The 14,473-nt window shown below is 54.2% G+C and carries 12 protein-coding genes, 2 pseudogenes and 1 other annotated feature; of the genes and pseudogenes, 9 read left to right on the forward strand and 5 right to left on the reverse strand.

Going from position 1 to position 14,473, the window contains the following annotated elements:
- Positions 1-14 precede the first annotated feature (14 nt).
- Positions 15-3,377 carry a mechanosensitive channel MscK gene (gene mscK / locus F4V72_RS12205; RefSeq protein ID WP_079813406.1) on the forward strand — a complete coding sequence of 1,121 codons (3,363 nt, stop codon included), beginning with the start codon at positions 15-17 and terminating at the stop codon, positions 3,375-3,377.
- Between the two features lie 41 nt (positions 3,378-3,418).
- On the opposite strand, the pseudogene F4V72_RS12210 reads toward mscK, so the two are convergent.
- From F4V72_RS12210 to priC, 4 genes and pseudogenes are all read right to left on the reverse strand, one after another.
- Positions 3,419-3,910, reverse strand: a pseudogene (locus F4V72_RS12210) (Rpn family recombination-promoting nuclease/putative transposase); the annotation flags it as partial.
- Positions 3,911-4,035: 125 nt separating this feature from the next.
- A pseudogene (locus F4V72_RS12215) lies at positions 4,036-4,479 on the reverse strand (Rpn family recombination-promoting nuclease/putative transposase); the annotation flags it as partial.
- Between the two features lie 69 nt (positions 4,480-4,548).
- Positions 4,549-4,716, reverse strand: coding sequence for a pleiotropic regulatory protein RsmS (gene rsmS / locus F4V72_RS12220; RefSeq protein ID WP_023246708.1), 168 nt, complete (start codon positions 4,714-4,716; stop codon positions 4,549-4,551).
- A gap of 13 nt (positions 4,717-4,729) precedes the next feature.
- Entirely contained in the window at positions 4,730-5,257 is a 528-nt protein-coding gene (gene priC / locus F4V72_RS12225; RefSeq protein WP_023246709.1) for a primosomal replication protein N'', read from the reverse strand.
- 68 nt (positions 5,258-5,325) lie between these two features.
- On the opposite strand from priC, the gene F4V72_RS12230 reads away from it, so the two are divergent.
- The 8 genes from F4V72_RS12230 (at position 5,326) to hemH (ending at position 13,441) form a co-directional block, all read left to right on the forward strand.
- Positions 5,326-5,703, forward strand: a complete 378-nt coding sequence (locus F4V72_RS12230) for a DUF454 family protein (protein ID WP_023178567.1) — start codon at positions 5,326-5,328, stop codon at positions 5,701-5,703.
- Between the two features lie 152 nt (positions 5,704-5,855).
- On the forward strand, positions 5,856-6,350 hold the full coding sequence (gene apt, locus F4V72_RS12235; protein ID WP_136058430.1) for an adenine phosphoribosyltransferase: 495 nt from the start codon (positions 5,856-5,858) through the stop codon (positions 6,348-6,350).
- Positions 6,351-6,520: 170 nt separating this feature from the next.
- Positions 6,521-8,449 (forward strand): DNA polymerase III subunit gamma/tau, encoded by a 1,929-nt coding sequence (gene dnaX / locus F4V72_RS12240; RefSeq protein WP_070801513.1) that lies wholly within the window; start codon positions 6,521-6,523, stop codon positions 8,447-8,449.
- Positions 7,782-7,846 (forward strand) — a sequence feature (DnaX frameshifting element). Its footprint overlaps the gene before it by 65 nt.
- A gap of 45 nt (positions 8,450-8,494) precedes the next feature.
- Entirely contained in the window at positions 8,495-8,824 is a 330-nt protein-coding gene (locus F4V72_RS12245) for a YbaB/EbfC family nucleoid-associated protein (protein WP_000467098.1), read from the forward strand.
- Entirely contained in the window at positions 8,824-9,429 is a 606-nt protein-coding gene (gene recR / locus F4V72_RS12250; RefSeq protein ID WP_001195019.1) for a recombination mediator RecR, read from the forward strand. The genes F4V72_RS12245 and recR overlap by 1 nt, the downstream gene beginning before the upstream one ends.
- A gap of 110 nt (positions 9,430-9,539) precedes the next feature.
- Entirely contained in the window at positions 9,540-11,414 is a 1,875-nt protein-coding gene (gene htpG / locus F4V72_RS12255; protein WP_053508520.1) for a molecular chaperone HtpG, read from the forward strand.
- Between the two features lie 232 nt (positions 11,415-11,646).
- Positions 11,647-12,291, forward strand: a complete 645-nt coding sequence (adk, locus tag F4V72_RS12260) for an adenylate kinase (protein ID WP_023246713.1) — start codon at positions 11,647-11,649, stop codon at positions 12,289-12,291.
- A gap of 187 nt (positions 12,292-12,478) precedes the next feature.
- Positions 12,479-13,441 carry a ferrochelatase gene (gene hemH, locus F4V72_RS12265; RefSeq protein ID WP_023246714.1) on the forward strand — a complete coding sequence of 321 codons (963 nt, stop codon included), beginning with the start codon at positions 12,479-12,481 and terminating at the stop codon, positions 13,439-13,441.
- Here the strand turns inward: hemH and aes are convergent.
- On the reverse strand, positions 13,438-14,409 hold the full coding sequence (aes, locus tag F4V72_RS12270; protein ID WP_023246715.1) for an acetyl esterase: 972 nt from the start codon (positions 14,407-14,409) through the stop codon (positions 13,438-13,440). The genes hemH and aes overlap by 4 nt on opposite strands.
- Positions 14,410-14,473: the final 64 nt, after the last annotated feature.

Genomic DNA, 14,473 nt, shown 5'->3' on the forward strand with positions numbered 1-14,473 from the left:
GACACTTCATTCTCATGACTATGTTGAAGCTTTATAAACGTTCACAGCATTTTGTTTTTATTACAATTAGCTTCCTTATTATCCTGCTGTCCTGTCAGTCTCTGGCGTTTGCACGGGGGCAAACGAATGGCGACCTGCCGTCAAAGGCGGATGTGCAAAACCAGTTGGATACGCTGAATAAGCAAAAAGATCTCTCCGCCCAGGATAAGCTCGTCCAGCAAGATCTTATTGATACGCTAGCCACGCTGGAGAAAATCGAGCGGATAAAAGATGAGACCGTACAACTGCGGCAGAAGGTGGCGCGGGCGCCTGAAAAAATGCGTCAGGCGACGGACGCGTTGAATGCGCTGAGCGATGTCGATAATGATGATGAAACGCGAAAAATGCTGAGTACGCTTTCGCTACGCCAGCTTGAACTGCGCGTGGCGCAGGTACTGGATGATTTGCAAAATTCGCAAAACGATCTTGCCGCTTATAACAGCCAGTTGGTTTCGCTACAGACCCAGCCGGAGCGCGTACAAAACGCCATGTATACCGCCTCACAGCAAATGCAGCAAATCCGTAACCGTCTGGACGGCAATAACGTCGGCGAGGCTGCGCTGCGCCCCAGCCAACAGGTGTTATTACAGGCGCAGCAGGCGCTGCTTAACGCGCAGATCGACCAGCAACGTAAGAGTCTCGAAGGGAATACTGTTTTGCAGGATACCTTGCAAAAACAGCGGGATTACGTGACGGCCAACAGTAATCGCCTTGAGCATCAGCTTCAACTTTTACAAGAGGCGGTCAACAGTAAACGACTTACGCTAACGGAAAAAACGGCCCAGGAGGCCATTTCGCCGGACGAAACGGCGCGTATCCAGGAAAACCCGCTGGTAAAGCAGGCGCTGGATATTAACCATCAACTAAGCCAGCGTCTGATTGTCGCGACCGAAAATGGCAATATGTTGATGCAGCAAAATATTAAAGTGAAAAACTGGCTCGATCGCGCGCTGCAGTCGGAAAGAAATATCAAAGAACAGATTGCCGTCTTAAAAGGCAGCCTGTTGCTGTCGCGTATTCTTTACCAGCAGCAGCAAACCCTGCCCTCTGCCGATGAACTCGAAGACATGACCAACCGCATTGCGGATTTGCGCCTGGAACAGTTTGAAGTCAACCAGCAGCGTGATGCCTTATTCCAAAGCGATGCTTTTGTCGACAAGCTGGAAGAGGGGCATACCAGTGAGGTGAATGATGAAGTTCACGATGCGTTGCTTCAGGTAGTGGAGATGCGCCGTGAGCTGTTGGATCAGCTAAATAAACAGTTGGGTAACCAGCTGATGATGGCAATTAACCTGCAGATTAATCAGCAGCAGTTAATGAGCGTCTCGAAAAATCTGAAAGCCATTCTGACGCAGCAGATTTTTTGGGTGAACAGTAACCGCCCCATGGACTGGGACTGGCTTAAAGCATTCCCCCAAACGTTAAAAGATCAGTTCAGCGCCATGAAAGTCACGGTGAACTGGCAAAAAGCCTGGCCCGCGGTATTTATTGCTTTTTTGGCCGGATTGCCGCTCTTGCTTATCGCCGGTTTAATTCGCTGGCGCCTGAAATGGTTAAAAGCGTATCAACAGAAGCTGGCCGCCGCCGTGGGGTCGTTGCGTAACGATAGTCAACTCAACACGCCGAAAGCTATTTTGATCGATCTGATCCGCGCGCTGCCGGTGTGCCTGATTATCCTCGCGCTTGGACTGATCCTGTTGACCATGCAGTTAAATATCAGCGATCTGCTCTGGGCCTTTAGCAAGAAGCTCGCGCTGTTCTGGCTGGTATTTGGGCTGTGCTGGAAGGTTCTGGAAAAAGAGGGCGTGGCGATACGCCATTTTGGTATGCCGACGCAGTTGACCAGCCACTGGCGTCGCCAGATTGTACGCATTAGCCTCGCATTGCTGCCGCTGCATTTTTGGTCTGTGGTGGCGGAACTGTCGCCGCTGAACCTGATGGATGACGTGCTGGGGCAGGCAGTTATTTTTCTCAACCTGTTGTTGATAACGTTGCTGGTGTGGCCACTGTGCCGGGAAAGCTGGCGCGATAAAGAATCTCACGGCATTCGACTGGTGACCGTGACGATTCTTTCCATCATTCCGGTAGCGTTAATGGTATTAACGGCGACTGGCTATTTCTATACCACGCTGCGCCTGGCGGGGCGCTGGATTGAAACCGTCTATCTGGTCATTATCTGGAACCTGCTTTATCAAACGGTGCTGCGTGGATTAAGCGTAGCGGCGCGCCGGATTGCCTGGCGCCGCGCACTGGCTCGCCGTCAAAACCTGGTTAAAGAGGGAGCGGAAGGTGCGGAGCCACAGGAAGAACCCACCATCGCGCTGGAGCAAATTAACCAGCAAACGTTACGTATCACGATGCTGCTGATGATTGCCCTGTTCGGCGTTATGTTCTGGGCGATTTGGTCCGATCTGATCACTGTATTCAGCTATCTTGATAGCATCACGCTGTGGCACTACAACGGCTCCGAAGCTGGCGCTGCGGTGGTGAAAAGCGTAACGATGGGCAGCTTGTTATTCGCCATTATCGCCGCGATGGTGGCCTGGGCGCTCATCCGCAACTTACCCGGTCTGCTGGAAGTGCTGGTGCTTTCACGCCTGAATATGCGCCAGGGCGCCTCGTATGCGATCACCACGATCCTTAACTACATCATTATTGCTGTTGGCGCGATGACGGTATTCGGATCGCTTGGCGTCTCATGGGATAAACTCCAGTGGCTGGCGGCGGCGTTGTCGGTGGGTCTCGGCTTTGGGCTACAGGAGATCTTCGGTAACTTTGTCTCGGGTTTAATCATCCTCTTCGAACGTCCGGTACGCATTGGCGATACGGTAACGATCGGCACCTACTCCGGCACGGTCAGTAAGATTCGTATTCGCGCCACCACTATTACCGATTTTGATCGTAAAGAGGTGATCATTCCGAACAAAGCGTTCGTGACGGAGCGGCTGATTAACTGGTCCCTGTCCGATACCACGACCCGTTTGGTGATCCGGCTTGGCGTGGCCTATGGTTCGGATCTGGAGAAAGTGAAAAAAGTCCTGCTACAGGCGGCGATGGAACATCCGAAGGTGATGCACGATCCGGAACCTGCCGTATTCTTCACCACCTTTGGCGCCAGTACGCTAGATCATGAACTGCGTCTGTATGTGCGTGAATTGCGCGATCGTAGCCATACGGTGGATGAACTGAACCGCGCGATCGATCGACTGTGCCGAGAAAATGATATCGATATCGCCTTTAACCAGCTTGAGGTGCATCTGCACAACGCGAAGGGCGATGAAGTCACGGAAGTGAAGCGCGATCTCAACGGCGGCGATCTGGCGTCGGCGGCAAGCTAAAAGGCGGTGGGCCGCGCGCTTTATTAGTGCGCGCGGCACCGCTAATGCGAAAGCGTAGAAAGCTCTTCCGGCGTAATGCCGGTGACGCTAGCGATGAGTCCGGGTTCCAGCCCGTTGGCAAGCATTTTGCGGGCAATAGCGCGCGCTTCGGCCTCACGGCCTTGTGCTAACCCTTGCTCAAGCCCTTTTTGCAGGCCCTTTTGCAACCCTTCCGTGCGGCCTTTTTCTTCCAGCCATTCCGCTATTGTCATCAGTTGCTCCTTATACTGCGGCGCGCCCTGCGCCAGTTGACGAATCAGCGCCCCGGGTTCTGCGGCGTTTCCTGCTTTCAACATATAGTTGACCAGCACACTGAGCTGCGTGTCCGTTAAATGGTCCTGCGTTAAAAGCGTGATAAGGGGGTCGAGCAGTTCGCTTAAATCGCGTTGACGAATATGTTTTTGCAGGAGCGCTAACATCGCTATCCGCCGATGCTGCAAAAGCTGATTATCCGGCATTATCGTCAGGTCGACCAGCGCAAATTCATGACTGTATATACCCTTCATACTTCAAGTTGCTTATGTGTTGGCTACGCTCGCTCACCCCAGTCACATAGTTATCTATGCTCCTGGGGACTCACTCCCTTGCCGCCTTTAAGCAACTCGAATTATTTTGGGTATAAGGCCTTCGCCATATCCGGTTTCACAAACATATTATGCCAGTTAAGGCTATAGGGCCACGGGCTTTCCGGACCGTGATAAAAGAGGATTGGCACCACCAGCGGCAAGGTATCATGACCGGCATCCAGATGACGCTGCATTGCGGCAATGGCGTAACGCATCAGGCGAAAAGCCATCAGCCGGTCTGATTTGCTCTGATGTTCAATGAGCGCGTAAACATACCCGGGGCCGTGTTGGATATGCAGAGAGTAGAGAATATCTGAATAGCGGCTGTGTAAATTGCCTTCAACAAAACTCCCCGACTCCAGCTTCAGTGAATCCAGATCGCAGATTTCAAGAAAGGCTTCTGGCAAGTGGATAGCCAGAAAGTCGCGGGCGACCTCTTTTTGCATCAGCATCTGTCGAAATACCGCATCGTGCGGCGTGGTGGGTAGACGTTCCATGACCCGTCCCTTGTTGCCTGACTGTGGCGACCACTCTGTCAGCGACAACGAGGACAAACCAGGGGGCAATTACTCTGTTTGCGAGTCGTCTTCCGTACTTTTTAACTTGTTTTCATAATCACGCCTAACAATTTCCAGCGCGCGTAGCACCGTTCGTGCCGGTAAGCGATTCTCTTCAAGTAGAACAATTAAATCCACGGCCAGTTTGACTTCATCAGGGGCATTTTCAAGCGACATACTTTCTCCTGGATTAACGGGTTAAACGCGCCAGTACGTTTTCTATTTTTTCCAGCGCATGTCGACAGCGCGCCAGTCGTTCTTCATAGATCTCGACTTCCTTTTGCAGCGTTTGTTGTTCGACAAGGCGGGTCGCCTGCGCCAGACGAATTTTGCGCTCCTGTGTCATCGCCAGGAGTCGACGTTCAAACTCCTGATGCTGTATTCGTCTGCGCTGCCAACGGCCAAGTCCTGGCGCGGCGGTATCCCACTGGCGCAGCGACCAGGCGGCGGTTTCACGCGATATCGCCTCTAGTTGCGAAGCCAGATGTTCCGCCAGCCAGGCGACTTGCGGCAGTTGCTCATGTTTTACCGCCTGACGCAGCGCGGCGAGATTGGCGTCTGCCTCTTCCAGATATCCCTGCAACAGAGTACTGCGGGTACGGAAAAGATGCCGGTCAAAGCGCGCGCTTAACGTCGCATGTTGCGCCAGCGGCGCGCAGCGTTGGCGTAGCGTCGCCAGCCTCTCTTCCAGCGTCTGTAACAGCATAGCGGTTTTCAATTCAACACCCCGATGAAAATAAGACAGGCTGTGCTACAGTAGCCTTCTGTTTGATAACGATTCGCATTATGCAACGTACTATTTTAATCATCATTGGCTGGCTGGCGGTAGTATTAGGGACATTGGGCGTGGTTTTGCCCCTGTTGCCGACTACGCCGTTCATTTTACTGGCGGCCTGGTGTTTCGCCCGCTCGTCGCCGCGTTTCCATGCCTGGCTGTTATACCGCTCATGGTTTGGCGGTTATCTGCGCCACTGGCAACGCTATCGAGCCATGCCGCCGGGAGCAAAACCGCGAGCGATCGCGCTGATATTGCTGACCTTTGGTATTTCGCTGTGGCTGGTGAATATGATGTGGGTGCGGGTGCTGCTGTTGGTTATTTTGACCTGCCTGCTGATTTTTATGTGGCGGATACCGGTGATTGATGAAAAGCAACAAAAGCGCTGAAGCACACGAATCGCTGTTGCAATTGTCGTTCACAGCCAGTAAATTCGACCGTTTTCGAGCACAGGCGCAGGCGGTCAAAGAGTAACCGAGCGTTACTCCTGACCGAAAAGTATTGCGCCGTGAGTAACACCGTACTTAGCAGGCATATATCCATGACCGCGACTGCACAGCAGCTTGAGTTTCTCAAAAACAGCATCAAAAGCATTCAGGATTACCCGAAACCGGGCATTCTTTTCCGTGATGTCACCAGCTTACTGGAAGACCCGAAAGCCTACGCGCTCAGTATTGACCTGTTGGTTGAGCGTTATAAAAATGCGGGTATTACCAAAGTGGTCGGCACCGAAGCGCGTGGCTTCCTGTTTGGCGCGCCGGTTGCGCTTGGGCTGGGCGTTGGTTTTGTTCCGGTACGTAAACCGCGCAAATTACCGCGTGAAACTATTGCCGAGACCTATGAACTGGAGTATGGCACCGATCAGCTGGAAATCCATGTCGACGCGATTAAACCTGGCGACAACGTGCTGGTCGTGGACGATCTGTTGGCGACAGGTGGCACCATTGAGGCGACCGTGAAGCTGATCCGTCGTCTGGGCGGGAAAGTCACCGATGCGGCGTTCATCATCAATTTGTTCGATCTGGGCGGTGAGTAGCGTCTGGAAAAGCAGGGGATTACCTGTTATAGCCTGGTGCCGTTTCCAGGGCATTAATTCAGACTATCCGCACTGCTATTTTAGCCAGAGAGACAACCTCGCTGTATCGGCGAGGTTGTGTTAGCATTACCCTCCTATGAATCCACCTTCCAGCGTTTCAGAGCCTGCCAATGAGTTATCAGGTCTTAGCCCGAAAATGGCGCCCACAAACCTTTGCTGACGTCGTCGGCCAGGAACATGTGCTGACCGCACTGGCGAACGGCTTGTCGTTAGGGCGCATTCATCACGCATATCTTTTTTCCGGCACGCGCGGCGTCGGTAAAACCTCTATCGCCCGACTGCTGGCGAAGGGGCTGAACTGTGAAACCGGCATCACCGCGACGCCGTGCGGCGTTTGCGATAACTGCCGGGAAATTGAGCAGGGGCGTTTTGTCGATCTCATTGAGATTGACGCCGCATCGCGTACCAAAGTCGAAGACACCCGCGACCTGCTGGATAACGTCCAGTACGCGCCTGCGCGCGGTCGCTTTAAGGTCTATCTGATAGACGAAGTCCACATGCTGTCGCGCCACAGCTTTAATGCGCTCCTTAAAACGCTTGAAGAGCCGCCAGCGCATGTGAAATTTTTACTGGCGACCACCGATCCGCAGAAGCTACCGGTGACCATTTTGTCGCGCTGCCTACAGTTTCATCTCAAAGCGCTGGATGTTGAACAGATTCGTCATCAGCTTGAGCATATTCTCAATGAGGAACATATCGCTCACGAACCCCGCGCGTTGCAGTTATTATCACGCGCGGCTGACGGCAGCCTGCGCGATGCATTAAGTCTGACTGACCAGGCGATCGCCAGCGGCGATGGACAGGTCTCGACGCAGGCGGTAAGCGCCATGCTCGGTACGCTGGACGACGACCAGGCATTGTCATTAGTCGAGGCGGTGGTTGACGCTAACGGCGAACGCGTCATGTCGCTTATCAACGAGGCGGCGGCACGCGGTATTGAATGGGAAGCGCTGCTGGTCGAAATGCTTAGCCTGCTGCACCGTATTGCGATGGTGCAACTTTCGCCTGCCGCGTTAGGCAGCGATATGGCGGCTATTGAGCAACGGATGCGCGAACTTGCCCGGACGGTGCCTCCCGGCGATCTCCAGCTCTATTATCAGACGTTGTTGATTGGCCGCAAAGAATTGCCCTGGGCGCCGGACCGGCGGATGGGCGTTGAAATGACGTTACTGCGTGCGCTGGCGTTTCACCCGCGTATGCCCTTGCCGGAGCCTGAAACGCCGCGGCAGTCTTTTGCGCCCGTCGCCCCAACGGCGGTAATGACGCCGACGCAGGTGCCGCAGCAGTCGGCGCCCGCGTCGCAGACATCGCCAGCGCCGCTGCCAGCTTCCACCAGTCAGGTGCTGGCGGCGCGTAATCAGCTACAGCGCGCGCAGGGAGTAACCAAAACAAAAAAGAGTGAACCGGCAGCCGCATCCCGCGCGCGGCCGGTGAATAACTCTGCGCTGGAGCGGCTGGCCTCGGTTTCAGAGCGCGTACAGGCGCGCCCAGCGGTGTCTGCGCTGGAAACGGCGTCAGTAAAGAAAGAGGCTTATCGCTGGAAGGCCACCACGCCGGTAGTGCAAACCAAAGAAGTGGTGGCTACGCCAAAAGCGCTTAAGAAAGCTCTGGAGCATGAAAAAACGCCGGAGCTGGCGGCTAAACTGGCGGCGGAAGCTATTGAGCGCGATCCGTGGGCAGCGCAGGTTAGCCAGCTTTCTCTGCCTAAGCTGGTGGAGCAGGTGGCGCTCAATGCCTGGAAGGAGCAAAGCGGCAACGCGGTTTGTCTGCATCTGCGTTCGACGCAGCGGCATCTCAACTCCAGCGGCGCGCAGCAAAAGCTGGCGCAAGCGCTAAGCGATCTGACAGGAACGACGGTTGAACTGACCATCGTTGAAGATGATAATCCCGCAGTGCGTACGCCGCTGGAATGGCGTCAGGCCATTTATGAAGAGAAACTCGCGCAGGCGCGTGAGTCAATTATCGCGGATAATAACATTCAGACGCTACGCCGATTCTTCGACGCAGAGCTGGATGAAGAGAGTATCCGCCCCATTTGATCGTAAGCCTGGCTTGCGATTGTGAACCATCAAGAGAGAGAGCTTATGTTTGGAAAAGGCGGTCTGGGCAATCTGATGAAACAGGCCCAGCAGATGCAGGAAAAAATGCAGAAAATGCAGGAAGAGATTGCGCAGCTAGAAGTAACCGGCGAATCCGGCGCGGGTCTGGTGAAGGTTACCATCAACGGCGCGCATAACTGCCGCCGCGTGGAAATTGACCCAAGCCTGCTGGAAGATGACAAAGAGATGCTGGAAGATCTGGTCGCTGCGGCCTTCAACGATGCGGCGCGCCGCATTGAAGAGACGCAGAAAGAGAAGATGGCTTCCGTCTCTTCCGGTATGCAACTGCCGCCAGGCTTTAAGATGCCATTCTGATGCAAACCAGTCCGCTGTTAACTCAGCTTATGGAAGCGTTGCGCTGCCTGCCGGGCGTCGGCCCTAAGTCGGCGCAGCGGATGGCGTTTACCCTGTTGCAGCGCGATCGCAGTGGCGGAATGCGCCTGGCGCAGGCGCTGACCCGGGCGATGTCGGAAATCGGCCACTGCGCCGATTGCCGCACCTTTACCGAGCAGGATATCTGTAATATCTGTTCGAACCCGCGGCGTCAGGAAAACGGCCAGATTTGCGTGGTGGAGAGTCCTGCGGATATCTACGCCATTGAGCAGACCGGGCAATTTTCCGGACGGTATTTTGTACTGATGGGCCACCTGTCACCGCTGGACGGCATCGGGCCGGATGATATCGGTCTCGATCGTCTGGAACAGCGACTGGCGTCAGAAAAAATCAGCGAGCTGATCCTCGCGACCAACCCGACGGTTGAAGGGGAGGCTACCGCGAACTATATTGCCGAGCTGTGCGCGGAGTATGGCGTCGAGGCTAGCCGTATCGCCCACGGCGTGCCGGTTGGTGGCGAACTGGAGATGGTCGACGGTACGACGCTGTCCCACTCTTTGGCGGGACGCCATAAGATTATTTTCTGAACAAACGGAGGCGGCATTCGCGGCCTCCGCTTGAAATCACACCCGCTTGTCCCCATCTCACCCTCAACGTATTTTTACCATTAAAAATGGCATTGTTGAGGTCTATCCACATGAAAGGACAAGAAACGCGTGGTTTTCAGTCAGAAGTTAAACAGCTTCTGCACCTGATGATCCATTCTCTTTATTCCAATAAAGAAATCTTCCTGCGTGAACTCATCTCTAACGCCTCAGATGCGGCGGATAAGCTGCGTTTCCGCGCTCTGTCAAACCCGGACCTGTATGAGGGCGATGGCGAACTGCGTGTGCGCGTCTCTTTCGATAAAGATAAGCGTACGTTGACCATTGCCGATAACGGCGTGGGGATGAATCGTGATGAGGTGATTGACCACTTAGGCACCATTGCCAAGTCCGGCACCAAATCTTTCCTCGAATCAATGGGGTCCGATCAGGCGAAAGATAGCCAGCTCATCGGTCAGTTTGGCGTAGGCTTCTACTCCGCGTTTATTGTTGCCGATAAAGTGACTGTGCGTACCCGTGCGGCAGGTGACAAGCCGGAAAATGGCGTGTTCTGGGAATCGGCTGGCGAAGGCGAATACACCGTTGCCGATATCACCAAAGATGACCGCGGTACGGAAATCACCTTACACCTGCGTGAAGGCGAAGATGAATTCCTCGATGACTGGCGCGTACGCTCGATTATCAGCAAATATTCCGATCACATCGCCCTGCCGGTAGAGATTGAAAAACGGGAAGAAAAAGACGGCGAAACCGTGATCTCCTGGGAGAAAATCAACAAGGCCCAGGCGCTGTGGACCCGCAACAAGTCGGAAATTAAAGACGACGAGTACAACGAGTTTTACAAGCATATCGCGCATGATTTTACCGATCCGCTGACCTGGAGCCACAACCGCGTGGAAGGCAAGCAGGAATACACCAGCCTGCTGTATATCCCGTCGCAGGCGCCGTGGGATCTGTGGAACCGCGATCACAAACATGGCCTGAAGCTATACGTACAGCGTGTGTTCATTATGGACGATGCCGAGCAGTTCATGCCGAACTATCTGCGTTTCGTGCGCGGCCTGATTGATTCTAACGACCTGCCGTTGAACGTCTCCCGTGAAATCCTGCAGGACAGCACGGTGACGCGTAATCTGCGCAGCGCCCTGACCAAACGCGTTCTGCAAATGCTGGAAAAACTGGCGAAAGACGACGCGGAAAAATACCAAACCTTCTGGAAACAGTTCGGTCTGGTGCTGAAAGAAGGCCCGGCGGAAGATCACGCCAACCAGGAAGCGATCGCCAAACTGTTGCGCTTTGCCTCCACCTATACCGACTCTTCCGCACAGACCGTGTCGCTGGAAGATTACGTCTCCCGGATGAAAGAAGGGCAGGAAAAAATCTACTACATCACCGCAGACAGCTATGCGGCGGCGAAAAACAGCCCGCATCTGGAACTGCTGCGTAAGAAAGGCATCGAAGTGCTGCTGCTCTCCGATCGCATCGACGAGTGGATGATGAACTACCTGACCGAGTTTGACGGTAAAGCGTTCCAGTCTGTCGCCAAAGCCGATGAGTCCATCGAAAAACTGGCGGATGAAGTAGACGAAAACGCGAAAGAAGCGGAAAAGGCGCTTGAGCCGTTTGTGGAGCGTGTCAAAACCCTGCTGGGCGATCGCGTGAAAGACGTGCGTCTGACGCACCGTTTAACCGATACGCCGGCGATTGTCACCACCGATGCGGATGAAATGAGCACCCAGATGGCGAAACTGTTCGCCGCGGCCGGTCAGTCCGTACCGGAAGTGAAATATATCTTTGAGCTCAACCCGGATCATGTGCTGGTCAAACGCACTGCCGATACCCAGGATGAAGCGCAGTTTAAAGAGTGGGTCGAGCTGCTGCTGGATCAGGCGCTGTTTGCCGAACGCGGCACGCTGGAAGATCCGAACCAGTTTATCCGCCGTATGAACCAACTGCTGGTATCCTGATAGCGGTTATGTGATGCCGGATGGCGCTAACGCTTATCCGGCCTACAACATCTCGTCGATCTCAGGCCGGATAAGGTGTTTACACTGCCATCCGGCATTTTCCCGCCTTATTTTCAATTTTCCCATCGTTAACCGTTTCAGCCCGGGGCTGCTTCCTTGAGCGAAATGCGTGATGGTGGTATCGTTTAGCGCTTTTTTAAAAATATCGACAACCTTTGAGGGGATTTTCGTAATGCGTATTATTCTGCTTGGCGCTCCGGGCGCGGGTAAAGGAACTCAGGCTCAGTTCATCATGGAGAAATATGGTATTCCGCAAATCTCCACCGGCGATATGCTGCGCGCCGCAGTGAAATCAGGCTCCGAGCTGGGCAAACAGGCGAAAGATATCATGGACGCCGGTAAACTGGTGACCGATGAACTGGTGATCGCGCTGGTTAAAGAGCGCATCGCCCAGGAAGACTGCCGTAACGGCTTTCTGCTGGACGGTTTTCCGCGCACGATCCCGCAGGCTGACGCGATGAAAGAAGCGGGTATTGTGGTGGATTACGTGCTGGAATTTGACGTACCGGACGAACTGATCGTTGACCGTATTGTTGGTCGTCGCGTACACGCCGCATCTGGCCGCGTTTACCACGTTAAGTTTAATCCGCCGAAAGTAGAAGGCAAAGATGACGTCACCGGTGAAGATCTGACGACTCGTAAAGACGATCAGGAAGAGACCGTTCGCAAACGTCTGGTGGAATATCATCAGATGACCGCGCCGCTGATTGGCTACTACCAGAAAGAAGCGGAAGCGGGCAACACTAAATACGCCAAAGTTGACGGTACGCAGGCCGTTGCCGACGTGCGTGCCGACCTGGAAAAAATCCTCGGTTAATGTATGACGCTATCCGGCGCATTGAGTGCCGGATAGCGGCGTAAACGCCTTATCCTGCCTACAAGACCCCAGGTCTTAACGCTGCGCGCCATCAGGCAACATCCCTTTGTGCCTTTCACAGCAATTAGTTTTTCTTCTTCGCTTTTCCGCTACAATTATCAACAATTTGAATAGATAAGAGGCGGCAATGCGTCAGACGAAAACCGGTATCCTGCTGGCTAACCTTGGCACGCCAGATGCCCCAACTCCCGAAGCGGTAAAGCGCTACCTTAAACAATTTTTAAGCGACAGACGCGTGGTAGATACTCCTCGTCTGCTATGGTGGCCGCTACTGCGCGGCATTATTTTACCGTTGCGTTCTCCGCGCGTCGCGAAACTCTATCAATCTATCTGGATGGATGGCGGTTCGCCGCTCATGGTATATAGCCGCGAACAGCAACAGGCGCTGGCCGCGCGGCTGCCAGACACGCCCGTCGCGCTGGGGATGAGCTACGGCTCGCCCTCGCTGGAAAGCGCTGTCGATGAACTGTTAGCAAGCGACGTCGACCATATCGTCGTGCTGCCGTTGTACCCGCAGTACTCTTGCTCAACGGTGGGCGCAGTCTGGGACGAACTGGGGCGGATACTGGCGCGTAAACGTCGTATTCCCGGTATCTCATTTATTCGCGATTACGCGGATGACGGCGCTTATATCGATGCGCTGGCGAAAAGCGCGCGTGAGTCGTTCGCCAGACACGGCGAGCCGGATTTACTTCTGCTCTCCTATCACGGCATTCCACAACGTTATGCGGATGAAGGCGATGACTACCCGCAGCGCTGTCGCGATACCACGCGCGAGCTGGTTTCCGCATTGGAGCTGCCGCCGGAAAAGGTAATGATGACATTCCAGTCGCGTTTTGGCCGTGAACCGTGGCTGACACCGTACACCGATGAAACGCTAAAAATGTTGGGTGAAAAGGGAACGGGCCATATTCAGGTTATGTGTCCGGGATTTGCCGCGGATTGTCTGGAGACACTGGAAGAGATAGCGGAACAGAACCGCGAGATTTTCCTTGAAGCGGGCGGTAAAAAATACGCGTACATTCCGGCGCTGAACGCGACGCCGGAACATATTGATATGATGCTGAAACTCACGGCGCCGTACCGTTAACGCGGCGTCTTAATTCTCGCCATAAAGAAGCGCGCGCCGTCCTGCAAGGCATCGTCGGCGCTTGTCATCATCCGTGAATAGTGCAGGAAGGCGTGCAGCGTGCCGGGATACATTTTGTATTCGCAGGGCTGCCGGTGCGCCTGTAATGTCTGGTGCAGCAAACGGCTGTCATCAATGAGCGGATCAAACTCCGCGCTGGCAATAAAACAGGGCGGCACGTTACGCGTCAGATCGTTATTAAACAGACAATACCAGGGCGATTCCCGATCTTCTTCGTTACGCAGATAGGCCTTTTCGTACATGTCCAGATCCTCACGCGTCAGGCCGTCCCACTCGCCGCCGAACAGACGCCGGCTTACCGAATCCTGCAACCCATACAGCCCATACCACAACAGAATAGCGATAACGTTACCGCAGCGAATTTGCTTATCACGTAACCAGAGCGCGCTGGCAAGCGCCAGCATGGCGCCTGCGGAATCTCCGGCGAAACCGATCTTCTCCACGTTGAGCCAGTATTTATCGGCATGTTGAGAAAAGTAGCGGCATACCGCGACGGTTTCTTCAATGGCCTGCGGATAACGCGCTTGTGGCGACAGCGAATAATCAATACCGATAACGGTGCAGCAGGTATAACGCGCCAGCAGACGCATTATCCGGTCATGCGTATCCAGATTACCGAGGATAAATCCGCCGCCGTGCAGATAGTATAAGGTGGCCTGACTGGTCGGCTGCGGCGAGTAGAGCCGGGTTATTACATCGCCATAAGGCGTAGGGACGGCGCAGGTGCGAGTGGCCATGGGCGGCGCGTCGGCATTCCAGAAACGGCGCTCAAGAAGATAATACTGACGTTGGGTCTCAATATCGCCATCGGCAGGCCAGGGGGGAAGGCCTGGTTGCTGGAAGTTCACGACGGCTTTCATTTCGTCTGAAAGTCGGGTGAGTACGGGAATTTTATTTTCCGGCTTCATAAAACGCTCCTTGTGAAAGTGAACCATTGTAAAAAATGCGGCTGGAGAAACTGCGATCTCGCCG

The sequence above is a fragment of the Salmonella enterica subsp. diarizonae genome (genome assembly GCF_008692785.1).
Classification (GTDB): Bacteria; Pseudomonadota; Gammaproteobacteria; order Enterobacterales; family Enterobacteriaceae; genus Salmonella; species Salmonella diarizonae.